The organism is Streptomyces sp. NPDC048370 (assembly GCF_043200825.1).
Taxonomy (GTDB): domain Bacteria; phylum Actinomycetota; class Actinomycetes; order Streptomycetales; family Streptomycetaceae; genus Streptomyces.
Genome location: NZ_JBICYI010000003.1, coordinates 443194 through 468524 on the forward strand (window position 1 = coordinate 443194; position 25331 = coordinate 468524).

The 25331-nt window shown below is 69.8% G+C and carries 23 protein-coding genes and 1 pseudogene; 8 read left to right on the plus strand and 16 right to left on the minus strand.

Going from position 1 to position 25331, the window contains the following annotated elements:
• The first annotated feature begins 26 nt into the window (after positions 1–26).
• From ACGFYP_RS09385 to ACGFYP_RS09395, 3 genes are all read left to right on the plus strand, one after another.
• Complete coding sequence (locus tag ACGFYP_RS09385) at positions 27–1313, plus strand: NAD(P)/FAD-dependent oxidoreductase (protein ID WP_393488354.1); 1287 nt, start codon at positions 27–29, stop codon at positions 1311–1313.
• An 18-nt stretch (positions 1314–1331) separates the two neighbouring features.
• Positions 1332–2285 carry a sigma-70 family RNA polymerase sigma factor gene (locus ACGFYP_RS09390; RefSeq protein WP_393488358.1) on the plus strand — a complete coding sequence of 318 codons (954 nt, stop codon included), beginning with the start codon at positions 1332–1334 and terminating at the stop codon, positions 2283–2285.
• Between the two features lie 192 nt (positions 2286–2477).
• Positions 2478–3290 (plus strand): sulfite exporter TauE/SafE family protein, encoded by an 813-nt coding sequence (locus tag ACGFYP_RS09395; RefSeq protein ID WP_393488361.1) that lies wholly within the window; start codon positions 2478–2480, stop codon positions 3288–3290.
• A 142-nt stretch (positions 3291–3432) separates the two neighbouring features.
• Here the strand turns inward: ACGFYP_RS09395 and ACGFYP_RS09400 are convergent, their stop codons facing one another.
• The 4 genes from ACGFYP_RS09400 to ACGFYP_RS09415 form a co-directional block, all read right to left on the minus strand.
• Positions 3433–4167 (minus strand): YhjD/YihY/BrkB family envelope integrity protein, encoded by a 735-nt coding sequence (locus ACGFYP_RS09400; protein ID WP_393488363.1) that lies wholly within the window; start codon positions 4165–4167, stop codon positions 3433–3435.
• 97 nt (positions 4168–4264) lie between these two features.
• Positions 4265–5179, minus strand: coding sequence for a DUF1206 domain-containing protein (locus ACGFYP_RS09405; RefSeq protein WP_393488366.1), 915 nt, complete (start codon positions 5177–5179; stop codon positions 4265–4267).
• Positions 5180–5551: 372 nt separating this feature from the next.
• The gene (locus ACGFYP_RS09410) at positions 5552–5890 is read right to left on the minus strand and encodes a MerR family transcriptional regulator (RefSeq protein ID WP_361968811.1); all 339 of its coding nucleotides are present in this window, start codon (positions 5888–5890) and stop codon (positions 5552–5554) included.
• 720 nt (positions 5891–6610) lie between these two features.
• Positions 6611–7255 (minus strand): type III effector protein, encoded by a 645-nt coding sequence (locus ACGFYP_RS09415; RefSeq protein WP_393488371.1) that lies wholly within the window; start codon positions 7253–7255, stop codon positions 6611–6613.
• 132 nt (positions 7256–7387) lie between these two features.
• On the opposite strand from ACGFYP_RS09415, the gene ACGFYP_RS09420 reads away from it, so the two are divergent.
• The 4 genes from ACGFYP_RS09420 (at position 7388) to ACGFYP_RS09435 (ending at position 9423) form a co-directional block, all read left to right on the plus strand.
• Entirely contained in the window at positions 7388–7822 is a 435-nt protein-coding gene (locus ACGFYP_RS09420; RefSeq protein WP_393488375.1) for an Hsp20/alpha crystallin family protein, read from the plus strand.
• 103 nt (positions 7823–7925) lie between these two features.
• A complete protein-coding gene (locus ACGFYP_RS09425; protein ID WP_393488379.1) occupies positions 7926–8324 on the plus strand; it encodes a DUF2267 domain-containing protein in 399 nt (132 codons plus the stop codon).
• 147 nt (positions 8325–8471) lie between these two features.
• Entirely contained in the window at positions 8472–8870 is a 399-nt protein-coding gene (locus ACGFYP_RS09430) for a DUF2267 domain-containing protein (protein ID WP_393489168.1), read from the plus strand.
• Between the two features lie 193 nt (positions 8871–9063).
• Positions 9064–9423 (plus strand): hypothetical protein, encoded by a 360-nt coding sequence (locus tag ACGFYP_RS09435; protein WP_393488382.1) that lies wholly within the window; start codon positions 9064–9066, stop codon positions 9421–9423.
• 115 nt (positions 9424–9538) lie between these two features.
• Here ACGFYP_RS09435 and ACGFYP_RS09440 read toward each other — a convergent pair whose 3' ends face one another.
• From ACGFYP_RS09440 to ACGFYP_RS09455, 4 genes and pseudogenes are all read right to left on the minus strand, one after another.
• A complete protein-coding gene (locus ACGFYP_RS09440; RefSeq protein WP_393488385.1) occupies positions 9539–9988 on the minus strand; it encodes a CBS domain-containing protein in 450 nt (149 codons plus the stop codon).
• A gap of 46 nt (positions 9989–10034) precedes the next feature.
• Positions 10035–11561 carry a DEAD/DEAH box helicase gene (locus ACGFYP_RS09445; protein ID WP_393488388.1) on the minus strand — a complete coding sequence of 509 codons (1527 nt, stop codon included), beginning with the start codon at positions 11559–11561 and terminating at the stop codon, positions 10035–10037.
• Positions 11562–11810: 249 nt separating this feature from the next.
• Positions 11811–12014, minus strand: a complete 204-nt coding sequence (locus ACGFYP_RS09450; RefSeq protein ID WP_030939356.1) for a cold-shock protein — start codon at positions 12012–12014, stop codon at positions 11811–11813.
• A gap of 277 nt (positions 12015–12291) precedes the next feature.
• A pseudogene (locus tag ACGFYP_RS09455) lies at positions 12292–12501 on the minus strand (thioredoxin-disulfide reductase); the annotation flags it as partial.
• Between the two features lie 311 nt (positions 12502–12812).
• Here ACGFYP_RS09455 and ACGFYP_RS09460 point away from each other — a divergent pair.
• Positions 12813–14087, plus strand: a complete 1275-nt coding sequence (locus ACGFYP_RS09460; protein ID WP_393488395.1) for a M23 family metallopeptidase — start codon at positions 12813–12815, stop codon at positions 14085–14087.
• A 309-nt stretch (positions 14088–14396) separates the two neighbouring features.
• On the opposite strand, the gene ACGFYP_RS09465 is transcribed toward ACGFYP_RS09460, so the two are convergent.
• The 8 genes from ACGFYP_RS09465 to ACGFYP_RS09500 all read right to left on the minus strand — a co-directional run bounded on the left by ACGFYP_RS09465 (position 14397) and on the right by ACGFYP_RS09500 (position 25324).
• A complete protein-coding gene (locus tag ACGFYP_RS09465) occupies positions 14397–15068 on the minus strand; it encodes a nucleotidyl transferase AbiEii/AbiGii toxin family protein (RefSeq protein WP_393488397.1) in 672 nt (223 codons plus the stop codon).
• Entirely contained in the window at positions 15065–15412 is a 348-nt protein-coding gene (locus tag ACGFYP_RS09470) for a transcriptional regulator (protein ID WP_384525240.1), read from the minus strand. Before ACGFYP_RS09470 ends, ACGFYP_RS09465 begins: the two co-directional genes overlap by 4 nt.
• 521 nt (positions 15413–15933) lie before the next feature.
• A complete protein-coding gene (locus ACGFYP_RS09475) occupies positions 15934–18558 on the minus strand; it encodes an RICIN domain-containing protein (protein ID WP_393488400.1) in 2625 nt (874 codons plus the stop codon).
• A gap of 41 nt (positions 18559–18599) precedes the next feature.
• Positions 18600–20978 carry a non-reducing end alpha-L-arabinofuranosidase family hydrolase gene (locus ACGFYP_RS09480; protein WP_393488402.1) on the minus strand — a complete coding sequence of 793 codons (2379 nt, stop codon included), beginning with the start codon at positions 20976–20978 and terminating at the stop codon, positions 18600–18602.
• A gap of 382 nt (positions 20979–21360) precedes the next feature.
• The gene (locus ACGFYP_RS09485; protein WP_393488404.1) at positions 21361–22932 is read right to left on the minus strand and encodes a sigma-70 family RNA polymerase sigma factor; all 1572 of its coding nucleotides are present in this window, start codon (positions 22930–22932) and stop codon (positions 21361–21363) included.
• Between the two features lie 802 nt (positions 22933–23734).
• On the minus strand, positions 23735–24391 hold the full coding sequence (locus ACGFYP_RS09490) for a contact-dependent growth inhibition system immunity protein (protein WP_393488406.1): 657 nt from the start codon (positions 24389–24391) through the stop codon (positions 23735–23737).
• Between the two features lie 13 nt (positions 24392–24404).
• Positions 24405–24704, minus strand: coding sequence for an RNase A-like domain-containing protein (locus ACGFYP_RS09495; protein WP_393488409.1), 300 nt, complete (start codon positions 24702–24704; stop codon positions 24405–24407).
• Positions 24705–24763: 59 nt separating this feature from the next.
• Positions 24764–25324 (minus strand): hypothetical protein, encoded by a 561-nt coding sequence (locus tag ACGFYP_RS09500; protein ID WP_393488411.1) that lies wholly within the window; start codon positions 25322–25324, stop codon positions 24764–24766.
• Positions 25325–25331: the final 7 nt, after the last annotated feature.

Here is a 25331-nt window from a genome sequence, read left to right on the forward strand (position 1 = left end):
GCGGAGCGAACCGACAGGAGCATCACATGAAGCACCGCATCGTCGTCCTCGGCGCCGGCTATGCCGGGTCCTACGTGGCTGGGAACCTGGCCCGCCGACTGTCCCCGGCCGACATCGAGATCACCGTGGTCAACGCTGTGCCGGACTTCGTCGAGCGGCTGCGGCTGCACCAGCTCGCGGCCGGCCAGGAGATGGGAACCACGAAGCTCGCCGACATCTTCGCGGGCACGGGGATACGGCTGCGCCTGGCCCGTGTCAGCGCCATCGACCCCGAGCGCCAGGTCGTCGCCGTGGCCGGCGCGGACGGCGCTGAGGAACTCGGCTACGACACGCTTCTCTACGCGCTCGGCAGCCACGGTGACGACCGGAGCGTGCCCGGCGCGGCTGAGCACGCCTTCGACGTCGCCGCCCGGCCCTCGGCGCTGCGCCTGCGCGAGCGTCTGGACGGCCTGCGGGAGGGCGGGAGTGTGGTGGTCGTCGGCGACGGGCTGACCGGCATCGAGACCGCGACCGAGATCGCCGAATCCCGGCCCGGCCTGTCGGTGGCGCTGGTCGCTCGTGGCGAGTTGGGCGCCCGGCTCTCCGCCGGAGCCCGCGGCCACCTGCGTCTGGCCTGCGACCGGCTGGGCATCACCGTCCTGGAGCACACCGGCGTCGAAGCCGTCGAAGCGACGCGGGTACTGCTCGCCGACGGTACGGCCCTGGCGTCCGATGCCACTGTCTGGACGGCAGGCTTCGCGGTCGCCCCGATCGCCGCCGCTGCCGGGCTGGAGGTCACCGAGAGCGGTCGGATACTCGTCGACCGCACCATGCGCTCGCTCTCGCACCCGAACGTCTACGCCGCCGGAGACAGCGTCCATGCCATCGGTGCCAACGGCCTGCCGCTGCCGATGTCCTGCGCTTCGGCCGGTTCCACCGGCATGCAGGCCGTGAAGGCCATCGTGGGACGCCTGACCGGCAGCAAGATCGGGCACGTCAAGCTGGACTACGTGGCCAACCACATCAGCCTCGGCCGGCAGGACGGGATCCTGCAGATGGTCGACCACGAAGGACGGGCGAAGCCGAAGTACCTGAGCGGCCGGAAGGTCGCGCGGATCAAGGCGGGCATCCTCAAGATGTCGCTGTGGGCCAGCTCGCACCCGACCTTCTGCCTGCCCACGCGCAGGCGCCACCTCGGCGCCGCGCCGGATGCGTCCGCCGAGGGCGCGACCTCGTACGCGAGCCCGTCCGCGACCCCGAACGCGAGCCCGTCCGCGATCCCGAACGCGAGCCCGTACGCGTCGGATGCCCGGGCCGACAGGGCGGCCGCGTAGCCGCCTAGGGTGGTCCGCGTGGACATCACCGCCAGCGATCGGTTCGACACCAGCCGGTTCGAGGCCAGCCGGAACCGGCTGGCCTCGCTCGCGTACCGTCTGCTCGGCTCGGCCTCCGACGCCGAGGACGCCGTTCAGGACGCGTTCCTGCGCTGGCAGGCCGCCGACCGGGAACGGATCGACGTGCCGGAAGCGTGGCTGACCAAGGTCGTCACCAACCTGTGCCTCGACCGGCTCCGCTCGGCACAGGTGCGTCACGAGCGAGCGGCCGGCGCTTGGCTGCCCGAGCCGCTCCTGGAGGGCGACCCGATGCTCGGCCCGGCCGACACCTTCGAGCAGCGCGAATCGGTTTCCTTGGCCGTGCTGACCCTGATGGAGCGCCTCTCGCCGGTCGAGCGGGCCGTCTACGTCCTGCGCGAGGCCTTCTCGTACAGCCACGCGGAGATCGCCGCGATCCTCGACATCACCGAATCGGCGAGCCAGCAGCATGCCCACCGGGCCCGGATCCGGGTCGCGGCCGAGCGCCGCCGAGGCGGTGAGGCCGACCCCGCGTCCGCGCGTCGGGTCGTCGAGGAGTTCCTCGCCGCCGCCGCGTCGGGGCGCACCGAACGGCTGGTGGCGCTGCTCACCGACGACGTGATGGCACTCTCGGACGGCGCAGGGCTGGCCAAGCGGCTGCTGCGGTACAAGACGCCCGAGCAGGTTGCCTCGCACGTGCGGGCCGGCTTCAAGCCGACGGAGGCGAAGCGGCGGCTGGCAGGCGGCTCACCCACGTTCCATTTCGCATGGGTCAACGGCTCCCCGGCGGTCCTCGCCGTGCTCGACCACCGGGTCGTGGGCGCCGTGGCGTTCGAACTCCGTGAGGGGAAGGTCGCGTCCCTCCGCGGCATCGCCGCGGCGGGCAGGCTCACGCGCCTCAGCGAGGCGTGGCGGCGGTACGAACCCGACGCGCCGGTCATCGGCTCATGGTGACCGGATCGGCCGACCAGTTCTTCGACCGTACCTACCCAGCTGGTACGGCGTGACCGCGCCGGCGAGCCGGTGCGGCGGGAGCGGCGGGAGCAGGTAAGAGCCCGCCGGCCGAGCAGTGTGCCGAACAGCCCCCGAATCCCTGGTGCGATCGTCCACTGTGTACGGCCTTCCGGGGGACGTCAGACTGCCCGTATGACTGACACCGAACTCGTGGCATCCGCTCGGCTGCGCTCGGCACCGCTGGGCTTCGGCGCCGGCGCTCTGGTGGGTGTGCTGGGCGGGATGATCGGTCTGGGCGGCGCGGAGTTCCGACTCCCGCTCCTGATCGGGATGTTCGGCTTCGCGGCGCTGTCGGCCGTCATCCTGAACAAGGCGATGAGCTTGGTCGTCGTGGTCACCGCGTTGCCCGCGCGCCTGGCCGCCGTCTCCTTCGGCGAGCTCGGCGCCCACTGGTCGATCGCGGTCAACCTGCTGGCCGGGAGTCTGCTCGGCGCATGGGCGGGAGCCTCGTGGGCCGTGCGGATGCGGTCCGCCACCCTCTACAAGGTCCTCGCGATCCTCATGGTCGGCATGGCTGCCGCCCTCGTCGTCACGCACACCACCGCCGTGGGATCGCTCGCCCTGCCGACCGTCGTCCAGGTGGTGGCCGGAGTGGCCGCCGGGTTCGGCATCGGGGTGGTCGCCGCGATCATGGGCGTCGCGGGCGGCGAGCTGCTGATCCCCACGATCGTCCTGCTGTACGGAGCGGACATCAAGCTGGCGGGAAGCCTGTCCCTGCTGGTGTCCCTCCCCACGATGCTCGTCGCGTTCGCCCGCTACAGCCGCGACGGCAGCTTCGCCGTCCTCCGCGCCAACCTGCGCTTCGCCGGACTCATGGCCACGGGCTCGATCGCCGGTGCGCTCCTCGGCGGACTCCTGCTCGGGGTCATCCCCGACCTGGTCCTCATCCCCGCACTCGCGGTCATCCTGCTGATCTCAGCGACCAAGGTCGCCCGCCACGCCTGACCGGCAGCAGCCACCGGCCAAGTGCCTCTTCGAGAGCGCGAATGCGCACAACGAAGAAGGCCCAGGTCGCCCCCGAAGCGAGCCGCTGTGGCCGATCGTCTGCGCTCCACCTGCCCGTGCGGCAGATCAGGAGGGCAGACCTTCATCCTCGCCTTTTCAGGGCACGTGCCACGCCGGGGAGTTTTTCGTGGAGGAGACGGCCGGCCAGTGCGCCGCCGAAGAAGACGACGCCGACCCCGACCAGCCAGGACTGGATGACCAGGACGGTACCGATCGGGCCGTAGGTGACGGCGTTGGACGCGATCAGCGGTGAGAAGACGAGCCGGGAGAAGGCTCGGAGGCCGAGGAGCCCGGCCATGGTGGTCACCGCCCCCGGCAGCAGGGCACGCCAGGGGACCCGGCCACCGAGCAGCATCCGCTGGGACCACCAGAAGAACAGGACGCCACTCAGCACCGTGATCACCCCGCGGGCGGGAGCTGCGCGCCACAGCGGCGTGACCGCGGACAGGAAGAGGACTCCGATGAGGACGGCGAGCCACACCACATGCCGCCACCTGGCCCAACCGCGGGCCGGGGGCAGATCCCACACCTTCTCGTAGCCGCTCTGCACTGTCGCCCCGAACGACATCCCGAAAACGGCGAGCACCGCGAGGCCGAACGCCGTCATGGTCCGCAACGTCTGGCCCGGCAGAGCGAACAGCCGCTCGATGTCCCCCTTGGCGGCCTCCGAGACGCCGAGGCCATCTCCGAGCCACTGCGCGAATCCCCGTCCGCTTGTCGGATCCGCCGCGGACACGACGATCAGCAGGGGTACCAGTGTGAGGAACCCGAGCGCCGCGAAGCCCAGCGAACGCTGCCACAGGTCGAGATCGCTCACCTGTGTCCATCGGCGCCCGGCACGCACACGGCGGGACGTGCGGCGCAACCGCCCGAACAGAGATGAACGGCCCACGCCGCCGGACGAGTTCCCCTTGCTAGGACGCACTGGGGCGTGCCCCCGAGCCCGCAGACCCGGCCGGCTGTTCAGCGGTGGTCCGGTGCACAGCGGCTTTGCGCCAGCGGGCTTCGCAGAACGAGTAGAGGCCGAACAGCACGAGACCCACAGCGGCGGCGATCAACAGGGCAGGCCCCGCGGGCGTGGCGGCGAACGAACGCAACGTCTCGTCCAGGCCCTTCGCCTGGCTGGGGTCGTACCGCACCGCGGCCAACAGGACGGACAGGCCGGCCCCGGCCGCGACCACGCCGCACGCCGCGCCGCCGACGATGCCCAGTATCGCGACGACCCGCCGCGTCGCCGGGCGCATCTCTTCCGTCCGGAGATTCTCCTCGAACTTCCGCATCAGGCTGCGCACCAGTACCACCGCGCCCACGGTGATCAGGACGGCCCCGAACACGCCGACGATCACCCGGCCGCCCGGCCAGTCCAGCACCCTGGCGGTGTACTCCTTGGACGTCTCGTCACTGGGGCGGCCGCCGGCGGATCCGCCGACCAGCGCCGTCTGCACTACGCCGATACAGATCACCGTGTAGAACACCGCCATCCCCAAGGAGCCCAGACGCCGGCTCCACTTGTCGCCGCCCTCCACCGTCTGTCCGAACGCCGCCTCGGCCAGCCGCCACAGCGCCATCGCAGCCAGCCCCACCACCAGCGCCCACAACACAGCCCGGCCGAACGGCTGCTCGCCGAGGGTCCCCACCGCGCCGGACCGGTCGGCCTCCTTGCCGCTGTCGCTGCCGAGGCCGATCCGCACGGCCAGAATCCCCACCAGTACGTAGAGCACCCCCCGGGCACAGAGCCCGACCCTGGACGCGACCTCCACCGCACGACTGTCGGCCACACGCCGCCCCCGCGACTTGGGCTGAGCCGCACTGTCCTGACTGCGCTCCATGCCTGGCACCTCCATGGGCCGGACCCCACTGACAGCGAACCGCCGGCCGGGGCGGGCGCCGCAGGTCAGAGCCGGTGTCCGACGGCGTCCCTGGCGCGCCCGCGGTGTGCGGACGGACCGCGGTGCCACGCCGGCCGACGCGGCGGCCAGGACCGGGAATCCGAGGCTGACGGGCATGACGCCATCCCCAGGTCTGTTCCCTGTCTCTCCACGTTAGGGCTGTCCCATCCCGGAAGTCACGTCCAGGTACGGACCCGCCCTGCGTACAGGGACCGGGGGGCGGACCTCGCGCGGGCTTCTGCTCGTGAGTAATCCGCCGCCAAGCCTCGGGGTTGCACCCGTCGGTTGATGCCGACGGGGAGCGGACTCACCTCAAGCCGAGTCCGGCGGCGCGTCGGATGTGGCGTCGCGGCGGTATTCGGCGTTGATGCGCTGGGCCTCTTCGAGCTGGTCTTCGAGGACGATGATGCGGCAGGCGGCCTCGATGGGGGTGCCCTGGTCGACCAGTTCGCGGGCGCGGGCGGCGATGCGCAGCTGGTAGCGGGAGTAGCGGCGGTGGCCGCCTTCCGAGCGCAACGGGGTGATGAGGCGGGCTTCGCCGATGGCGCGGAGGAATCCTTGTGTGGTGCCGAGCATTTCGGCGGCCCTGCCCATGGTGTAGGCGGGGTAGTCGTCGTCGTCGAGACGGCCGTACGAGTCATCTGCTGTCATTTGCACCTCTCTGGGAAACGCATGGAGGGGCCCTGGTGCCGTACTGGCACCAGGGCCCCGAAGGAACTACTACACCACCTGCCGGCCCTGATACTGCGCCGGCGTTCTGTGTCCGCGGACCCGACTTGACTGCTGTCGGGGGCGCGGGGATCGCGGTTGCTTGACCGGAGACCACCTCACTACCGATGTCCTGCGGTACCCGGGTTCACGACTTCCGCCCGGGCGATCCTGATGGCGCGGGTTCCTCCGTTCTTCCTCGGTGATCAACTACTTACGGGGTACTGCGCACTGCACTCACGGGTGCCGCATCTGCCATGACCACGGTCCCGCTGCGGCGGCCCCTGATCACTGCGGGCCACCCGGTCCGGCCGCCAGTCCCGTCGCCGTCCTGCAACATCCCTGGCTTCGGAACTCCACCGCCGCACCGTCCTGCGAACTGCAACCACCTGTACTGCTGGTACCGCTTGCCCGGCAGTTCATCTCTGCCGGGCCCTGCTGTCTCTCTGGGCTACGAGAGAAACCATAGCCACGCCACCATCCAATGTCTACTCCGGCCGGCATAGATTTTCGTGTGTCCGGTGGACAGGTAATCGACCTCGAACGGTGACGCGAAGGATCGCAGTGTTATCGCGGCGTCCTGTGAGGTGTCTTCCCGGGGGAGGCGGGTCGGGCGGTGGCGGGGCTCGCGATGGGCGAGGAGGACCGCTGTGAGGTTCCGGGTCAGGGCTGCGGGGTGTGGGAGCGGCGTTGGTCGCTTTCGTCGCGGAGGTCTTCGGTGCGGCGGGTCAGGTCGTCGACGCGCTTGGCCAGCTCGGGTTGGAGAGGGGTCAGGTGGGCGTGGGTGCGTGCGAGTGGTTCGAGGAGCAGGGTGGGGTCGCTGTGCGCGAGGGCCGCGGAGAGGTCGGCCTGTGTGTCTGTGGGCAGGGCGTCGAGGGCGGTGATCTGTCCGGCGAGTTGGCGCAGGTCGGCGGCGTTCGATCGGGCCCAGGCCGTGATGGTGCGGTCGGCGGCCCGGCGGTCGCGGACGGTCTGGACGCGCTGTTCTCCGGTGGTGCCGGGGTTGCCGGGGCGTACGCGGAGGTAGCGCCGTTCGGCGGCCTGTCGGCTGGTGACGCCGAGGGGATGGGCGAGATCGGCCCAGCTGGCGCCGGCGTCGCGGGCGGCCTCGATGAAGCCGGGCTCCCATGCGGCGAGCTGTTCGCGCAGCTCACGCAGGAGGAGGAGGGCGGCGAGTGCTTCCTCCGGGGAGCCGTGAGGTGTCGTGTCGGGGGTGGTCGCGGACCGGGCTGCCCGTACGGCTTCGTCGATCGCGGCCAGGGCGGCGAGCGCCGCGGGAAAGGTGACCGGTTGGTCGGCTCCTGTCACAGGATCACGCCCTCTTCGTCATGTCGTCCATCCGTTGACATTCAGCTTGTCGTCGTTCGGATGACATGCTACAACGGAGGCAGATGAAGCGCATTGGCAGTCACTGCCTGATCCCACTGGAGGTGTTTCGCGATGTTGATGCGCACCGACCCGTTCCGCGAGCTCGACCGTCTCGCCCAGCAGATGCTGGGTACGACCGGCACCTGGTCACGGCCTTCCGCGGTGCCGATGGACGCCTACCGTGAGGGTGACGTCTACGTCATCGCCCTCGACCTGCCCGGCGTCGCGCCGGACGCGATCGACATCGACGTCGAGCGGAACATGCTGACGGTCAAGGCCGAGCGCCGCCCCGTCGCGAAGGCCGACGACGTGCAGATGGAGCTGTCCGAGCGGCCCCTCGGCGTCTTCTCCCGGCAGCTGATGCTGGCCGACACCCTCGACACCGAGAAGATCACGGCCGACTACGAGGCGGGCGTGCTCACGCTGCGCATCCCGATCGCCGAGCGCGCCAAGCCCCGCAAGATCACCATCGGCCGGGGCGACGACCGCAGGCAGATCAGCGGCTGAACCGTAGGAAAGACCGGGAGTGGAGGGCGGAAGCCTTTCCCCCTCCTCCGTCCTCCGCTCCCCGCATCCATGTATGCGTCCATGTACGCGCAAGGGGGCCGTGATGAGACCGCGACGGCAGAGCTTCCTCGACAAGGTCCAGGAGCGCGGCGACTACAGCTCGCCACAGGAGGCCGAACGCGCCGCCCGCACCGTGCTGGCGCTGCTCGGCGCCCATCTGGTCGGCGATGTGCGGGCCGCACTCGCTGCCCGCCTGCCGGAGACCTTCGCCCTGGTGCTCCTCAACCCGCTCCAGGCCGCTGAGCCCCTCTCACCGGAACGCTTCGTACGCGCGACGGCCGCCTGGATCGAAGGAGCCACCGAACGGACAGCGGCCTGGGACGTCAGCGCCGTCCTCAGCGTCGCCGCCGACGCGGCCGGCGAGGAACTGACCGCCCGGATACTCCTGCAGCTCCCGCCCGGCTACGACCTCCTCTTCGGCCGGCCGCACCACCCCCGGTGAGCCGGCAACCCTGAAACGTGTTCGCTCCCCCGGTCCCACGGGCCGGGCCCGAAGAGAACGGCGATCTCCACCGGCATGACTCTTCAGACCGAGACCACGACAACAGCCGCTCACGGCAGCATCACCAGCGCGGCGCCCTACTCCCAGATGCTCGAGCGTGTGCGCTACGAGGGCGCCTACCCCACCCTCGAACGCGCCGACGAAGCCGTGCGGTCAGTGCTCGCCGCTCTGGGGCGACAGCTCGTCGGCGACGAACGCGTCGACCTCGCCGCACGCCTCCCCGGCGAGGCCGCCCTCGTCCTCACCGCCCAGGTCCCCGCCGTCACACCCCTCACCGGGTGGGAGTTCGTCAAGGACCTCGCCCAGCGCACGGGCAGCACACCCGCCGGCGCCCGCTGGAACATCGGCGCCGTCCTCGCCGCCGTATCCCAACTCGCCGGACCCGAACTCCTCGACCGCATCATCAGCCAACTCCCCTCCGGCTACGCCCTCCTCTTCGGCAAAGCCGAACTCCACCAACCCCGGCACGGAACCACCTCCTGCTGAACCGTCCCCCGCATGTGCACCCCCGACCTCAACAGCGCCACCGGAGCTCCGGCCGGCACATGGTCAACCGGTCGCCATGGCGACCTCGGTCACGCGGCGTGCCTCTGGTGGGAAGACGGTGACGGCGCTTCTCGCCCAGTGGCACGACCGGTTGAGGGGAGGAGGGGACGACCCGTGAATAGGATCGGCTCTCATGTCGAAGCTTGACGAGCTGCTCGTTGACATTGCCACGCTGGTGGAGTCCGGGCAGAGCAATCAGATGTCCCTGACGGTGGTCACCGGTGGAGCTGTCATCACCGGCCGACTGGCGCCCGAAGCGGTATGGAGGCAGCGGGTCTCGGAGGTCCTGGCGGACTCCGCCCGCCTGGGAGAGTTCTCCGCCGCCTTCACCGCTACGACACGGAGGGACGGACCGCCCGAGTATCTGCACTTCCACATGGCGCGGATTCTTCAGGGCACGGTGGGGATCCCGGAGACGGGCGGGATGTACCGCATCTCGATCGCGAATGTCAGCGCCTGGACCATGGGCGACTTCAGCTACTCCGATCACTGACTTCGCGCCCCGAGGGAAGCCCGTCCGCCGATACGCGAGAGGGCCCGACCGGCGGGTGCCGGTCGGGCCCTCTCGGCTGCCCGGGTGTCAGCTCACGTTCGCCCGTGGGCCACGGTCAGGCCGCTGCCGGGGCGCCGAGCATCGCGGAGGCGTGCTGGAGGGGGTTGAGGCCGCGGGCGGGCGCGGGGGCGCCCTGGGCGTCGTCCTGCTCGCCCACGACGGACGGGGTGACGATCCGGGGACGTACCGCCCGCCCGATCGTCAAGGCGGTGGCCGAGGCGAGCGGCCCGCCGTCGCCGGAGAGGTCGCGCAGCTGGAGCCGGTCCGTGTAGACGGCGCTGTCGCGGACGGCGGTGAGCTGGGTCCGGGTGACCAGGCCGGTGCACTGACCGTCGTTGTCGCAGACGAGCAAGTGCCCGGTACGGGCCCCGGCCATGACGGACAGGGCCACCTCGACGGTCATGTCGTCGCAGACGTGTGGTCCGGCCGGGTCCACGGCGTCGACCACCGTCCTGGGCGCGAGGGTGGCCTGCGTCGAGCAGTGCTGCATCTGGACCGGCGTCACAACGTGCCTCCTGCGGAGATGGGTCAGCTTCCGGATCACGTGGCGCTCAGGCTGCCGCGCCAACGGAACGCCGGCCGCCGGCGCCCCGGGCGGCCGAGGCGGGGCCGCGCCGGCCGCGGGAGGTCGTGCCGCGCTTGCGCTGTTCGGCGGGCGGCGCGGAGATCGTCACGGGGATCCCGGAGGGGGTCCGCGCGCCGGTGATCCGGGTGAGTGCCTCCTCGCCGGAGCGGACCTGGGTGGTCTCGGGCACGATGCCGGCGGCGGCCATGAGGCGGTTCATGTCGCGGCGTTGGTTGGCGGTGACCAGGGTGACGACACTGCCGGACTCGCCGGCCCGCGCGGTACGGCCGCCGCGGTGGAGGTAGTCCTTGTGGTCGGTCGGCGGGTCGACGTTGACGACGAGGTCGAGGTTGTCGACGTGGATGCCGCGCGCCGCGACGTTCGTGGCGACGAGGACGGTGACGTGCCCGGTCTTGAACCGGGCGAGGGTGCGGGTGCGCTGCGGCTGGGTCTTCCCGCCGTGCAGGGCGGCGGCCCGGACACCGCAGCCGAGGAGGTCCTCGGTGAGTCGGTCCACGGCGTGCTTGGTGTCCAGGAACATGATCACCCGGCCGTCGCGCGCCGCGATCTCCGTCGTCAGCCGCTGCTTGTCGGCGCCGTGCACGTGCAGGACGTGGTGTTCCATCGTGGTGACCGCCCCCTGGGAGGGGTCCACGGAGTGGACGACGGGGTCGGTGAGGTAGCGGCGGACCAGGAGGTCGACGTTGCGGTCCAGGGTCGCGGAGAACAGCATGCGCTGGCCCTCGGGGCGGACCTGGTTCAGGAGCGCGGTGACCTGCGGCATGAAGCCCATGTCGGCCATCTGGTCGGCCTCGTCCAGGACGGTGATCGCGACCTGGTTCAGCCGGCAGTCGCCGCGGTCGATGAGGTCCTTGAGGCGGCCGGGGGTGGCCACGACGACCTCGACGCCGCTCCGCAGCGCGTTCGCCTGCCGGCCGATCGGCATGCCGCCGACGACGGTGGCCAGGCGCAGCTTCACGGCGCGGGCGTAGGGGGTGAGGGCGTCCGTGACCTGCTGCGCGAGTTCCCGGGTGGGGACCAGGACGAGCGCGAGCGGCTGACGGGACTCGGCGAGCTGTCCGGCGGTGCGGGCCAGCAGGGCCAGGCCGAAGGCGAGGGTCTTGCCGGAGCCGGTCCGGCCGCGGCCGAGGACGTCACGGCCCGCCAGGGAGTTCGGCAGTGTCGCCCCCTGGATCGGGAACGGCACGGACACGCCCTGAGCCGTGAGCGCGGCCAGCAGGGTCTTCGGCATGTCGAGATCGGCGAACGCCTCGACGGCGGGCAGCGCCGGAGTGATCGTCTTCGGCAGGGCGAACTCCCCTTGCACCGGGGCGGGCCGCCGGCCGGAACCGCCCGACCGGCTCGGACCTCCCGAACGGCTCGGACCTCCCGAACGGCTCGGCGCGGACGAACCGAAGCGACCTCCCCGGCCTGTTCCGGCGGAGGAGTCGTACGTGTGGCCGCCGTTGCGGCGGGTGCGGGAGGAACGGCTGTTCGTGCGTGTGGGGTTCATTCAGAACCTTCCTTTGATACGGCGCGTATCGAGGAATTCCCGCGCGGAGAAGCGGCATGGGTAATCACAGGCACGGGCCGAAGGAAATGCGAAAGCAGGCGGCTTGGCTCAGGACGAGAAATTGTCGGCACAAGCGGGCGTGAAAGAAGTATGAGAGACGCAGGTGCGTGTGAGGACTCTGCGAAATGCACGCAGCTGGGGCCCGCACCCCGAGGGATGCGGGCCCCAGCTACGTATTACGCGTCAGCGTCAGGCGGGAACGATGTTCTCGGCCGTCGGGCCCTTCTGGCCCTGCGCGATGTCGAAGGAGACCTTCTGGCCCTCCTGGAGCTCGCGGAAGCCCTGGGCGGCGATGTTCGAGTAGTGGGCGAACACGTCAGGACCGCCACCGTCCTGCTCGATGAAGCCGAAACCCTTTTCCGCGTTGAACCACTTCACGGTGCCAGTAGCCATGTCATATCTCCTTGGGGCAGTACGCCGGCGTCCGTACCGTACGGACGCCGTGTCGCCGCGATGATGCCCTGCCCGGAAAATGACCGGAAAAAGCGCTTCCGTGCGGCGCGTGACCGGCCGGAGGCGCTTGAAGCTTTTTGGGTACCACAACTGCAACTGAGTTCGACAGTAGCACGGTCACCGTGGTCCGTGTGCGTCGAATATTTCGCCCTGTGTGTCGATGGTAAAAACCCTCTCCGCGGTGGTCGTTAAAATCTCAGGCCGCGAACACAGGTATTCATTCAGAGTGTCGGACGGTGACCGACGCGGCGACCCTGTGCGCCGGTGCTGCCAGGTGGCGTTCGGTGTCCAGTGCGGCTTGGCAGCCGCCGGCGGCGGCGGTGATGGCTTGGCGGTAGGTGTGGTCGACGTCGCCGGCGGCGAAGACTCCGGGCAGGTTCGTACGGGTGGAGGGCGCCTCGACCTTGATGTAGCCCTCGTCGCCCAGTGGCGGCACCAGGTACCTTGCGCCGCTGGTGGGCGGCGCGGATTGACGCGTCCGTGGTCATCCCGAGCGGACCGCTGCCCAACTCGATGACTCGTGCGCGCCTCCGAGAGGAACTTGGCGCTCGACAGCGGCCCGAAGCTTCCGCGAGGCGAGGCCCGGCGGTCCGGTGCGGCTGGACGGGTGTAGTTCGGTACCCGACTCCGGCGCCGTCCGCCGGGAGCGCCGCTCGGCCGGATTACATGGGCCTGCGCCTCGGCGCGGGGCGTGCCGGTGCCCTTCACGGGCCCGGACCCGACCACTGGAAGAGCACCATGGCAGAGCGCCACCCTCGCAACCGCACCGGCCGCACCCCGCTACGTCGCGGGCTCGCCGCCGCCGTGCTCGCGGTCGGCATGCTGACGGCTTCGACGGCACCCGGATACGGGACCGGCCCGACCACGCCGGCGCCCGGCCCCCAGTTCACGCCGTTGACGGCGGCCGTGATGACCGAACCGGCGCCGTTCCGGGCCACGGACGGCAAGACGCACCTCTCGTACGAACTGCTCACCACGAACGCACTGTCCAGCAGCGCAAAGGTGCGGCTCGACCGGGTCGAGGTCCGGGACGCCCGCACGCACCGGGTGGTGGGCTCGCTGAGCGGGCAGGCGCTGGCCGATGCCGCCAACCCGGTGGGTGACCCCCTGCCGGGTGCGGACGGGTACACGCCGGCGCCCCCGGGGCCGACGCCGACCGTCATCCCGGGCTCCCAGCAGTGGGTCATCTGGCTCGACCTGATCCTTGATCGCGATCAGCGGGTGCCCAAGGCCCTCGAACACCACCTCTCGGGTGCTGTCGTCACCGCCTCCGGCTCCTCCGCGTTCGAGGAGACGGTCCAGGTCACCCCGACCGACCGCGCCGCGCCGCTGAACCTGGACGCGCCGGTCCGTCCCGGCACCTGGTACTCCAGCGAGTCGTGCTGCGGCAACACCCACCACCGCCGCGGCCTCGGCCCGATCAACGGGCGCTTCTACGTACCGCAGCGCTTCGCGATCGACTGGTACCGGGTCGGCGAGCAGGGACAGACCTGGGAAGGCGACGCCGCCCGGCTCACCAGCTACCTGAGCTACCGGCAGCCGGTCGTGGCGGCGGCCGGCGGCAGGGTCGTGGAGGTCCAGGACGGGATCCCGGACAACACGCCGCCCGTCACCCCGCCGGTCCCGCCGATCGAGGAGACCGTCGGCAACCACGTCACCGTGGAGGTCGGGCCGGGCCGCTTTCTGCTCTACGCCCACCTGAAGCCCGGCTCGCTCAGGGTCCGGGAAGGCGACCACGTCGAACCCGGCCGGGTCCTCGGCCTGATCGGCAACAGCGGCAACTCGACCACGCCGCACCTGCACTTCCAGGTGATGACCACGCCCGAGTTCTTCCCGACCGACAGCCCGCCGTTCACCTTCCGGAAGTTCCGCGTCGTCGGCCAGGTCGAACCCCGCCTCTGGGACGACAACCTGGGCACCCAGCCGACCGGCGTCCTCCCGATCACGCCCTCGCCGTACGACGGCCCCCACCGCGCCCGGTACCCGCTCGACCGCGAGGTACTGGAGTTCTGACCGCTCCCGGCCGCCCCCGGCGCGTGACGCCCGGGAGCCCCGGACAACAACGAAGGCCCTGGTCTCCGACCAGGGCCTTCGCTCACGAGCGGATGACGGGAATCGAACCCGCGCTACAAGCTTGGGAATCACCGAGGCCCAGCTTGGGCACCCCTGCCTGACCTGCGGAAACGGCTCCTTTGGTGGCGCTTCTCGCTGGCTCGGCGATACCCATGGTGACCGCTGTTCACCGCCTCGAAGGGCACGGATGGGGCACGACCAGCTTCCTCGGAGATACGGCGCTTCCTCCGCGTGTCGGATGCCCGGTGATCAGTCGTCGGGTGGGCTTTCCGCTTCCTGGAGTCTCTCGGCGATGTCATCGGCCCACTCCTGAGCCCACCGGCGCAGCTCGATGGTCTGCTGGTCGTCGAGTCCGTAGGCCGCGAATTCGGTGTCATCGATCCAGTCCGCGCCGGCGAGCCGGGCCTGAAGGTCGGAGAGGTCGAAGCTGTCACGGGCGTGGCGGCGGCCGAGCTCTTCGAGCTCGATGTGACTCCAGCGATCCGTTGCCGCTCGGACGTCGATCAGGTCACGCGCCAGGCCCCGGTCTGCCAGCGCGCGAACCTTCGTGCCGACCACGTCCTCCAGGGAAAGCACCAAGCCGTGCTGAGTCCTCACAGGCGGACGCCAGAGTGCTTCCTTGAGGACATCGACCTCGCACTCCTCGCCGGTGGAGGTGTCGGTGACGATCAGCCGCGCGGACAGCGGGTCGGTTTCCAACGCTCGTACCTGCCAGCCGCGTTGTTCCAGCCCGGCGCGCACGGTGGCGGCGATCTTCTCCATCGGTTCCGGGTTCTCGGTGGCAACATCGAGGTCCTTGCTGAGCCGGTCGACCAGGCCATGTGCCTGGACGGCGTAGCCACCCGTGAGCACGAGCGGGTAGATATCGCCCACGGCGAGGACATCCGCGAGGAGCCGCCGGTGCAGTTCCGTGAGATTCACGCAGCAGCCTGGGCGTCGGGCGTCAGTTCGTTGAAGGCGTCCTCCCACACATCGCGGATGTCCCGGCTGATCAGTGTGCGCAGGACGGGCCACATGGCGACGAGCAGTTCCCGGTTCAGGTAATGGACCAGGTCATCGTGCTGCCCCTCGGCCAGCACGATCCGATAGCAGCTCATCCGCAATCGGGGCTGGTCCAGGTCGAACCGAGACAGGCCGGACCACGCGAGATGCAGCGGAAGGTCGACGTGGCCGTGGGCGGGGCCGCCGAGCTCCGAGAGCTTGGCGGGAAGCCGCCTGGCGAATCTGGTGCGGCGGAGCTCGGGAACGCTGGGCGTGGCTGCCATACCTTGATTATTCCGCAAGAGGGCGAGGCGGCCCCGTGATTCCGGTACAGGTAACACCCGGCTCAGAGCTTCTACCCGGCCGCAGTGGCGGTAACGCCGCCGTAAGGGCAGGTCAGAGTACTCATGCGACACCTCCGGCGAGACAACGCAGTGCCCATACCCTCCGCGTGCCCCATCTCGCGGGGCTGAAGGGTGTACGAACGGCGAGACTGGCCTGCCAACAAACAAGCCCCAGGTCGCTGACCTGGGGCTTCGTTCACGAGCGGATGACGGGAATCGAACCCGCGCCACAAGCTTGGGAATCACCCGGCACCTGGGCGTGCGCATTGCGCCTGACCTGCAGGAACGTGCGCGGATGGCCTCGTCTTGGATGCTTCGTAGGGCCCCTTGCTGACCGCTGTTCACCGCCCCTACCGGCACGTCGTGGCACGGCGTCCCGTCGAGGGGGCGGGGAGGCGTCTTCCCTCAGCCATGGCGGGGCCGCAGGCTGTTGTGCCTGCGGCCCCGCTCCGGCGTCGGGGTCAGGACGGGTCGCCGTACTGGAGGCCGCGTCCGTTGGTGCCGACGTAGACGCGGCCGTAGGTGTCGGGGTCGCCGGTGATGACGCCGACGCCGCCGATGCTGCCCCACTGGTGGGCGTCGTCGTTGACGCGGAGCCAGGTGGCGCCCTTGTCGGTGGAGCGGAAGACGCCGGTGACCTCCTTGACGGTGCCGATCAGGTACAGGGCCTGGTAGGAGGCGCCGGGTGCGGCCTTGCCGAAGCCGAGGGCGGAGGCGGACTGCACCGTCGTGAGCGTGGTGAAGGTGCGGCCGCCGTCGGTGGAGTGCAGCAGCCCCTTGTCAGCGCCGGCGATCCACAGGTCACCGGCGATGCCGGGGACGGCCGTGAGCCGGCCGGTGGGCAGGTTGCCGGCGCGGGCGGTGAAGGTCGCGCCGCCGTCGGTGCTGGCGTGGAGCGTGCCGCCGGACAGGGAGTAGAAGGTCCTGGCCGAGGAGCGGTCAGTGACGACCACGGCGTCGGTGCCCAGGCCGCTGACCCTCGACCAGCTCGCTCCCTTGTCGGTCGAGCGGTACGGGGCCTGGCCGGCCTGGGTCCAGACGATGGTCGAGCCGTCCGCCGCGAGCGCGACACGCCCGTCCTGGGCGCCGGTCACCGGCTCCGCCCTGAAGCCGTTCCAGCTGATGCCACCGTCGGTGGAGTAGGCGCCGTCCTGCGCGCCGCCCCGGCCGACACGGACCATCACCGAGGGGTTGGACTGGGCGAAGTCGATGTCGGTGCTGTTGGTCATCATCGGGTTGTTCAGCCGCCCGGAGGGCACCTTGGTCAGGTCGTCGTGCCGGAAGCCGCCCTGGTCGCCCATGGAGGTGATGACGGTGGCGCCGCCGGGAGGGGCGATCGCGTCCATCAGCGCGGTCTCCTCCAGCCCTCGGGCGCCCATGCTCCAGTGGCTGGTGCCGCCGCTGTCGGAGGCATGGGCGTCCTTGCTGCGCAGGATGCCGTTGCCGGTGCCGTACAGCACGTGCCCGGAGTCGAAGGGGTCGATGGCCAGGGCGGTCATCCAGTGCCCGGTGTGAGTGCCGACGTAAGGAGCGCCGGAGGCTTCCCGCACCGACTTGTCGGCCAGTGCCTTCCAGCTCGAACCGCCGTCGGTGGTCCGGTAGATCTCGTCCTCGGGCCACCAGCGGCCGAGGGTGGTGACCATCACCGTGGACGGCTTCTGCGGGTCGACGGCCAGACCGGAGAAGCCGTAACTTCCCTGGGACGGGGAGATGTTCTTCCACGCCCCGCTGCCCGGCGTGTACTTCCACACCGAACCCGCCGTCACGCCGTTGGGTCCGAGATTGTTGGTGTACGTCAGGTACAGCGAGCCGTCACCGGAGAGCACGCCGTGCTGCGGCATCTGGCCGGCGGGCTGCCCGGAGACGGCCTGCCAGGTGCTGCCGCCGTCGGTGGAGCGGTAGAGGGAGGTGGACCTGTCGGCGACGCCGACGTAGATCGTCCTGCTGCCGGCCGGGCCGTACGTCACGAAGGAGATGCCCGCACCACTGCCCGCCCCGTCCTTGACGGGGAACGAGGAGACCTGACTCCATGTCGCGCCGTGGTCGGTGCTGCGCCACAGGCCGTTCTTACGGGTGCCAAGCAGCAGGGTGCCGTTGTTCGCGGGGTCGATCACCAGCCGTTCGCCCGCCCCGCGGCCGTCCTCGTTGGCGCCCAGCTTGAAGGGCAGATCGGTGCGCTTGAAGGTGCGGCCACGGTCGGTGGAGCGCAGGATCGCGCCGTTGCCCGCCCAGCTGTTGGTGTAGGTGCCCGCCCCGAGGTAGAGCCGGTCGGGGTCGACGGGGTCGGTGGCCAGCGAATCGATGCCCAGCAGGTTCCAGTCCTTCTCGCCGACCCAGTCGGTCAGCGGGATCCACTGCTCGGCCGCGGCGTCCCAGCGGTAGGCGCCGCCCATGTCGGTACGCGCGTACAGCAGGCCCTTCGCACGCGGGTTGAACACCAGCCCGGTGACGTAACCGCCGCCCACCACCTGGGCGTTCTTCCACGCGTACGGTCCGGTCCCGGTGGCCGCGGCCTCGGACGTCTTCACCAGCTTCCACTGCTGGTTGGTGCTGCCATGGCCGCCGTACTGGATGACCGCCGCGCCGTCGGCCGTGGAGCCTCCGGAGACGTCCAGGACCTGGCCGCTCCTGCGGGAGGTGAAGGTGACGGCGTCGGAACCGCTCACCTCGTCGATCCGCCACTCCTGAGAGGCGGAGGAGCTGTCGGTCTGCTGCTCGGCGGCAGCCGCCCGTGCGGTCGAATCGCCTGCTATGCCCAGCACTTTGCCGCTGTTGCGGTTCACCAGTTCGTAGTAGCCGTCGCCGGCGGGTCGCAGCTTCCACTGCTGGTTGGCGGTGTTCTGGTCGGTCCACTGCTGGATACGGGTGCCGTCGGCGGTGGAGAAGGCGTTGACGTCCAGCACCTTGCCGCTGCGTACGGAGACCAGCCGGTAGTAGGCATTGCCGTCGACCGTCGCGGCCTGCGAATCATCCTGCACGAACAGGAGATACGGCACGACGAGAGCGGGCGCTCCGAGCAGCAGTCCTGTCGCGGTCCAGCGACGGCGGTGACGCCCGCGGCGCCCACCGTTCGTGGGGTTCTTCATGGGGGGTTGTTTCTCCTTGCGTATCACCGTGGATCGGGCAGTCAGCGCTGCAGGGTGAGGACACCCGGCCGGTACGGCAGCCGGTCGTAGGGACCGCCCGCGGTGGGGGACTTGCCCTGGTAGAGGAACCGAAGGTTGCAGGGGTCGATCGTCATGGTCTGGTCGGGATTGTCACGGACCAGGTCACCGTGGCTGATGTCGTTGGTCCAGGTGGCACCGCTGTTCGCCTTGCCCGCGAAGGGGCTGCTCTCGCTGCCGGCCTGCGGGGTCCACGAACCGCTCAGGCTGGAGGCCGTGAACGAGCGGAAGTAGCGCCCCTGCGCACCCTTCGCCTCGACGATCATGAGGTACTGCTGCCGGCCCTGGACCTTGTAGACCTGGGGGGCCTCGAACAGCTTGGCCTCCGTGTCGCTCATGACCGTCGTGTACGAAGAGCCGAAGCTGCCCGGGAAGTTCCCGATCGGCATGCTCGCCCGGTAGATCTTGCCGTTGTCACCGGCGAAGAACAGGTACATGTTCTGGTCGTCGGCGATCAGGGTCTGGTCGATCGGGCCGGTGGGGGAGTCGGTGCGCGGGATGCTGCCGGTGAACAGCGGCTGCGGCGCGGACCAGCCGTCGGGGTTGGTGGGGTCGCTCGACGTGCGGTAGATGAAGGGCCACTGGCCCCACTGGTACGCGAGGACCCAGATCTTCTTGGGCGCGAAGTAGAACAGCGTGGGCGCGACCGCGGGCTGGCTCATCGCCTTCTGTCCGGCGGACGCCATGTCCGACCAGTTGGCGAAGGGACTGAACGTCATCGAGCCGTACGTCGATCCGTTGAAGTTCGACCCGTAGACCAGGTGCTTGCCGCCCAGCACCACGTTGGTGAAGTCCTTCAGCGAGGCCCACCCGTTCGCAGGCTGCGCCAGGGCACCCGTCGAACTCCACTTGTACGTCGACGGAAGCGCGCACGTGCCGCCGCCCGATCCGGACGGTGCGGTCCACTTCTGGTTGCCGACGCCCCCACAGGCGTGCAGCTGGATCTTGGTGCCGTTGGCGGTGGCCGCGCCGACGGCGTCGAGGCACAGCCCGGACTGGACGCCGGTGATCGTGCCGTTGGTGTTGATGTTCCACTGCTGGTTGGTGCCGCCGTTGCAGTCCCAGATGACCACCGCGGTGCCGTTGGTGGTGCCCTTGCTCTTGGCGTCCAGGCACTTGTCGCCGTGGATCTTCAGCTGCTTGCCGGCGGTGTGGGTCCAGCGCTGGTTGGCCTGGCCGCTACAGTCCCACAGCTGCGCCTGGGTGCCGTTGGCGGTGGTGGAGGCGGGGATGTCGATGCAGCGGCCGGAGGCCACGCCCTTGATCTCTCCCGTACTGGTACCGGTACCAGTACCGTCGGCCGGCTTGGTCGGGGTGGTACCCGGGCCGGAGCTGAGTGCACTCATGACGGCGGCGTACGCGGGCTTGGGCTTGCCGTTGTTGTCGAACAGCAGCGGGCTTTCGCCGCTGCGCCAGGAGTCGCTGTCACGAACGCCCCACACCGTGATGCCGGTGCAACGAGCCACGGACAGACAGGCTTTGACCGCGTCGGCGTAGTGGGTGGGCGATGCCTGGGCGATGTCGAGCTCGGTGATCTGGACATCGACGCCCAGGGCGGCGAAGTTGGCCAGGGTGGTCTTGAAGCTCGCCGGCGGGCCGCCCGCTCCGAAGTGGCTCTGGAGCCCGACGCAGTCGATGGGAACGCCGCGGGACTTGAAGTCCTTGACCATTCTGTAGACGCCCTGGGTCTTGGCGTCCGACCAGTTCTCGATGTTGTAGTCGTTGTAACAGAGCTTGGCCGAGGAGTCGGCCGTACGGGCGGTGCGGAACGCTTCCTCGATGAAGCCGTTGCCCAGGACCTTCTGGAACACCGAGCTGCGGAGCTGGCCGCCGGGGCCGTCGGCGAACGCCTCGTTGACCACGTCCCACGCGTAGATCTTGCCCTTGAAGTGGGTCATCGTGGTGGTGATGTGGCGGTTCATCACGCTGCGCAGCGTGTTCGAGTCGCCGATCGAGCCGACCCAGGCCGGGAGCTGCGAGTGCCAGACCGCGGTGTGGCCGCGCACGCGCTGGCCGTTCGCCTTCGCACGGTCGACGATCCGGTCGGCGGGGCCGAAGTTGAAGGTGCCGCGGGACGGCTGGACGGCGTCCCACTTCATCTCGTTCTCCGGGGTGATCATGTTGAACTCCCGGTCGGCGATCGCGGTGTACGCCGGGTCGCCGAGCCTGCCGGCGGCCACAGCGGTGCCGAAGTACCTGCCCGAGGGGGCCGCCTGCGTACCCAGGTTCGCGGCTCCGGCGGAGCTGGGGAGGAGCGTCACGACACCGGCCACCACCGCCGCGGCCGACAGTCCTACCGTCACTGTTCGGCGACGCCGGCTGAGCCGGTGCAGGCCCTTCATGATTCTCCTCGGGGGTCGCGGGTCACCCTGGGTGCCGTGATCGTGGGGGCGTGTCGCGTCATGGGAGGGGCTTTCTTCCGGGGATACGTCAAAGGGGGATGTCGGGGAACCCGCCACGCCTGCCCGTCTTGGTGAGCGGCGGGAAGAGCACCCCATGCAATGGAGGCTTCCGCGCTCGCCGTCTCGTAACGGAAAAGTCGCGCCGTCCGGACGATTGCTCAGTGATGCATCTCGCGGGCAGAAAGCGTTATGCCGAGCCCCGCGGTCTGGTCGTCGCTGTGGAATGGGCACGCCGCCCTGATCACCGGTGAAGGTTTTCGGAATGGCGGCAGCCGTCCATGAATACGGACCGAAGCTGGATCACATGCTCAAGGAGCGGTTCTCAGGCCCAGGACCTGCGCAGGATGAAGGAAGCCTGGCCGGCGAAGGCCCGAGTGCCGTCGGACCCATCGAGCCAGACGCCACCGTCGCGGTGGCGGATGACCGATCCCGGATAGTTGTGCGCGTGCAGGGTCACCGACCCGGCGACCGCCCCCGGGCGCGGACAGAAGGTGGCGTCTTCACGGAACAGCTCGCTGCCGTCGTCGGTGCTCAGCCGCAGCCGCAGGTCACGATGGCGCAGATACCGGCCGTCGGCGGCGCGGAAGGTGACGCACCGTGTGTCGGCCAGCCCGCCGATGACCGTGAAGGTGACCCGCTGGCGTGTCCGCGCGCTGCTGGACGCGGAGACTCGGCCGAGCGTCGCGAAGTCGCCGGTGTACGTGAGGTACAGGGCGGGCTGGTCCACGGACTCCAGCGACTGTGCGCCCAGCGGAACAGTGCCTGCGGAGGCGGACGGACTCACCGGGGACGGTTCGGCCGACGTGGTGGTGCGCGACGGGATCGGCGTGGGAGTGCCGACCGTGGGGTTGCCGACCGTAGGAGTGGCGATGACCCCGGGCTCCCGATGCGCCGGTTCGGGCCAGGTCGCGTAGGTGGCGGTCCCGGCGATGAGCACCGCGCCGGTGGCGAGGCTCACCAGCGGATGAGCGGTCACCGCGCTGAGTTTGCCGATCAGCGCACTGTGCAGACTGCCTCCCGCGGTCGCCGTCGCGGTGCCGACGGCGGCGTGTGCCGTGGCCAGCCCGGCGGCGCTCGCGGCCGTACCCGACAGCAGGCCCTTGGCGGCCAGCGCGGCGACGAGCCCGGCAGGGACGGCCAGCGGCGCGAGGCTGAGGAGCAGTAGTTCGGCCGGAACCCGTTCTGTCGTCGTCGCCATGCACACCGGGCAGCCGCGGGTGTGCCGCGCGATCCGCTTGCGCCACACCGATGCGGGGAGACCGTCCCAGCCGACGACGGTCTCGTTCAGCCGCGGACAGCGCGGGTCGGCCTCCAGCGCGGCGACGATCGCCCGGCTCAGTTCCAACTGCTCGCGCATACGCTGCAGGCGTACTCCGACGTGGGCGACGGTGAGTCCCGTCGCGGCGGCGATGTCGTCACGGCTCAGCGAGCCGGCGCGTTCTTGCCACCACAGCGACAGCAGCGCCCGTTGGTCCTCGTCGAGCCACCGGCCGGCTTCGACGGCCTGCCGGCGCTCGTCCGAGAGATGCAGACGCAGGATGGTGACGTCCTCGGGTTCGGCCCCGGCGTCCGGTATCTGGCGTGCCTCGTCGATGACCGTGGTCCGGTCGGCGAAGGTGCGTTGCCGGTGCCAGTGGGTGTTGATCTGGCGGAGCGTGATCGACACCAGCCAGGACCGGAAGCTCTCCGGGGCACGCAGGGCGGGCAGGTCGCGCACCACGCGCAGCAGGGTCTCCTGGACGACGTCGTCGGCGTCGGCGTGTCCGCTCAGCGCTCGCCCGACGATGTTGTAGACCAACGGCAGGTACGCGGCGATCAGCTCCTCGCGCGCCCGATCGTCACCGGCCTGCGCCGCGACGACCAGCTCCGCGTGGTCCGCGTCCATGAGCCCCATTCCCACCTCCCTCAGGGAAGCGGTCTTCCCTCAGGGAAGCGATCCGCCGAGTACGGCGCCTCACCCTAGCGTCGGCAAGGTACGCGGCCAAAGCCTGTGCCGTGGGCCAACGGACCGGCCCGTGCCGACTTTGGAGGGCCCGGTACCACGTGTTGTGGACTTGTCGGTGGTGCTCCATGGCCGACTCCCACAGATCATCTGGGTGCGTTCGAGTAGCCGGCGGCCAACTCGTGGACGGCCTATTCATGGAGGAGCCCCGGGCCCGTGGAACCAGGCGTCACCGAACGGGACTGGCCAACCTGGCGATGCTCCGCCTGGCCAACCTGGCCGCCCGCACCCTCAGCGAGTCGGAGTCTCCGCTCCACAGGCGGCTCACGGCGCTGTAGTACCCGGCACGGCAGCCTCGGCGGATTCCGGCCTGGCCGGGTCTCGCCATCCGACGGACCGGACGGACCCTGCAGTCATGGCGCGCTCGTGGTGCGTGGCCTCCGCATCGGTCCGGACGACAAATAGCCCCCAGGTCTCTGACCTGGGGGTCTGTCGTGGAGCGGATGACGGGAATCGAACCCGCGCTATAAGCTTGGGAATCACCGCCGCCCAGATCGATCATCTTATGCCTGACCTGCGAAAACGATGCCTGGTGCGGCGCTTCCCGTTGGCTCGGCGATACCCGTGGTGACCGCTGTGCACCGCCCCGAAGGGCACGGTTGGGGCACGACTGGCTTCCTCAGAGATGCGGCTCTTCCTCGCTGTGTACGGTGCTCGGTGATCAGTCGTCGGGTGCGCGCGGCCTTTCGGCGGGTCATGTGTGGGCGAGCTTCGTCGCCAGCGACTGGAACCAGGCGCCGTGGGAGAAGGGTTCGGGTGGACCGACTTCCATACCGAGTTCGGCGGCTGCCAAGGCGTAGTCTCCCTCGTCCAAGGGAAGGGCGAGTAGTTCGTGGAGCTCGCCTACGAGGCGCGCGACCAGTTGAGGGTCGGTGGTGGCCGAGTAGTCGGCGACGGCGGTGTCGTGGTCGGCGAACTCGTCGACGATGTCCTGTGAGAACCATCCCCCGAGCAGTTGCGCGAGTTCAGGGAATCGCGCGTGCCACTCCCAGTGTGTCTGTGGGGTCGACGGTTCCGGTACGTCGCCTTCCTCGATGCTCTTCTTCAGGTGGTCCGCCAGGACCCTCAGCCAGTCGCCGATCTCCGACTGGGGCATCCCGGTGTCCGGGATCGAGTAGAACTCGCCCAGGCCGTGCCGGATGCGGCCCGGAGGATTGCGGCTGTACTCGCGCAGCTGACGTTCCGCCTCGGCGATGGCCGAGGGACGGGTGTGCCAGGTGTGCCGGAGGTACGCGTCCAAGGCTCGGCTGCGCCGCTCCGGGGTGTCGTCGGCCGGCTTCCCCAGGTACGCGCGCATCACTTGGTCCAACTCGCCATACCGGTGGTCGTGTTCGAGGGGCTTCATCGACATGCGCGCGTGACCTCTAGAGGTAGAACGGAACGGTCGTGTGGACGACAAAGCCGACCGGGCTCCAGGGCTCGCGCCGCAGCACCACCCGCGCCGCGCGGACATCGACGGGCCCACGGCCCGCCAGCAGGTCACCCTCCAGCTGCACTCGTCCCACCGGCTCGTCGCGGGACGGCCAGGCGGCCTCGATCGTGAGCCGGGTCCGGGTGTTCTGGGCGAGCCAGCGGTGGATGGCCTGCTCGTTGGCGGTCACCACCTGCTGGGTGGCCCAGTGGGCGGTCTCCCGGTCAGGGTAGGAGGCGGAACGGGTCAGCACGGGTGCATCCTCTCAAATCTCCAGTTCAGGAGCTGCGCTCGTACGGATCGGCGGGCGGCTCAGTAGTCGGAGAAGTTCCAGAACATGCCGACCTCGGTCTTTGAGACGACGATCAGGCCGTAGTCCTCCGAGTAGACGCTTAGCGGGTTGTACGCCCAGTCCGACGAGGTGAAGTCGAGGGTGCCCCGTACATGGCCGGGTTTGTTGGCGTTGGTGTGGTAGGTGGCCTCGTCCCCGTACCGAGCGAGGATCGTGCGCGCCATCTCCCGCAACTCCTGCTCGCTCTCTTTGAAGCGCCTCAGATTGCTCAGGGTGCAGCTGTCGTCCGTGAGGGCCAGGAGGAGGTTCTCGGCACTGTCCCGGTCGATCTGCTGGAGGCGCGGGGCGATGTACTCGGGTGGGTGGGCGACGAAGGGGTACGCGGGAGATGCCTGACGCTCCGGGTGCTCTGCCTCGTCATCGAGACCGGCCCAGCCTCGCGGGTCCGGGACTCGGGTCATCAGCGCGATGACGTCGAGGATCCAGTCCTCGTGGCGGCGCGGGCCTGTGGCGTCGTATGGGGACGCGTCCTCGTACAGGTGGCGTACCGCAGCTTCCCAGGATGCCTGGTCGACGGACATGTATGGG

Bases quoted from the DNA above. Each gene is read 5' to 3' on its own strand.
- ACGFYP_RS09385 (WP_393488354.1), top strand. From the start codon at position 27: ATGAAGCACCGCATCGTCGTCCTCGGCGCCGGCTATGCCGGGTCCTAC.
- ACGFYP_RS09395 (WP_393488361.1), top strand. From the start codon at position 2,478: ATGACTGACACCGAACTCGTGGCATCCGCTCGGCTGCGCTCGGCACCG.
- ACGFYP_RS09405 (WP_393488366.1), bottom strand. From the start codon at position 5,179: ATGGAGCGCAGTCAGGACAGTGCGGCTCAGCCCAAGTCGCGGGGGCGG.
- ACGFYP_RS09410 (WP_361968811.1), bottom strand. From the start codon at position 5,890: ATGACAGCAGATGACTCGTACGGCCGTCTCGACGACGACGACTACCCC.
- ACGFYP_RS09420 (WP_393488375.1), top strand. From the start codon at position 7,388: ATGTTGATGCGCACCGACCCGTTCCGCGAGCTCGACCGTCTCGCCCAG.
- ACGFYP_RS09425 (WP_393488379.1), top strand. From the start codon at position 7,926: ATGAGACCGCGACGGCAGAGCTTCCTCGACAAGGTCCAGGAGCGCGGC.
- ACGFYP_RS09430 (WP_393489168.1), top strand. From the start codon at position 8,472: ATGCTCGAGCGTGTGCGCTACGAGGGCGCCTACCCCACCCTCGAACGC.
- ACGFYP_RS09435 (WP_393488382.1), top strand. From the start codon at position 9,064: ATGTCGAAGCTTGACGAGCTGCTCGTTGACATTGCCACGCTGGTGGAG.
- ACGFYP_RS09445 (WP_393488388.1), bottom strand. From the start codon at position 11,561: ATGAACCCCACACGCACGAACAGCCGTTCCTCCCGCACCCGCCGCAAC.
- ACGFYP_RS09450 (WP_030939356.1), bottom strand. From the start codon at position 12,014: ATGGCTACTGGCACCGTGAAGTGGTTCAACGCGGAAAAGGGTTTCGGC.
- ACGFYP_RS09460 (WP_393488395.1), top strand. From the start codon at position 12,813: ATGGCAGAGCGCCACCCTCGCAACCGCACCGGCCGCACCCCGCTACGT.
- ACGFYP_RS09470 (WP_384525240.1), bottom strand. From the start codon at position 15,412: ATGGCAGCCACGCCCAGCGTTCCCGAGCTCCGCCGCACCAGATTCGCC.
- ACGFYP_RS09475 (WP_393488400.1), bottom strand. From the start codon at position 18,558: ATGAAGAACCCCACGAACGGTGGGCGCCGCGGGCGTCACCGCCGTCGC.
- ACGFYP_RS09480 (WP_393488402.1), bottom strand. From the start codon at position 20,978: ATGAAGGGCCTGCACCGGCTCAGCCGGCGTCGCCGAACAGTGACGGTA.
- ACGFYP_RS09485 (WP_393488404.1), bottom strand. From the start codon at position 22,932: ATGGGGCTCATGGACGCGGACCACGCGGAGCTGGTCGTCGCGGCGCAG.
- ACGFYP_RS09490 (WP_393488406.1), bottom strand. From the start codon at position 24,391: ATGTCGATGAAGCCCCTCGAACACGACCACCGGTATGGCGAGTTGGAC.
- ACGFYP_RS09500 (WP_393488411.1), bottom strand. From the start codon at position 25,324: ATGTCCGTCGACCAGGCATCCTGGGAAGCTGCGGTACGCCACCTGTAC.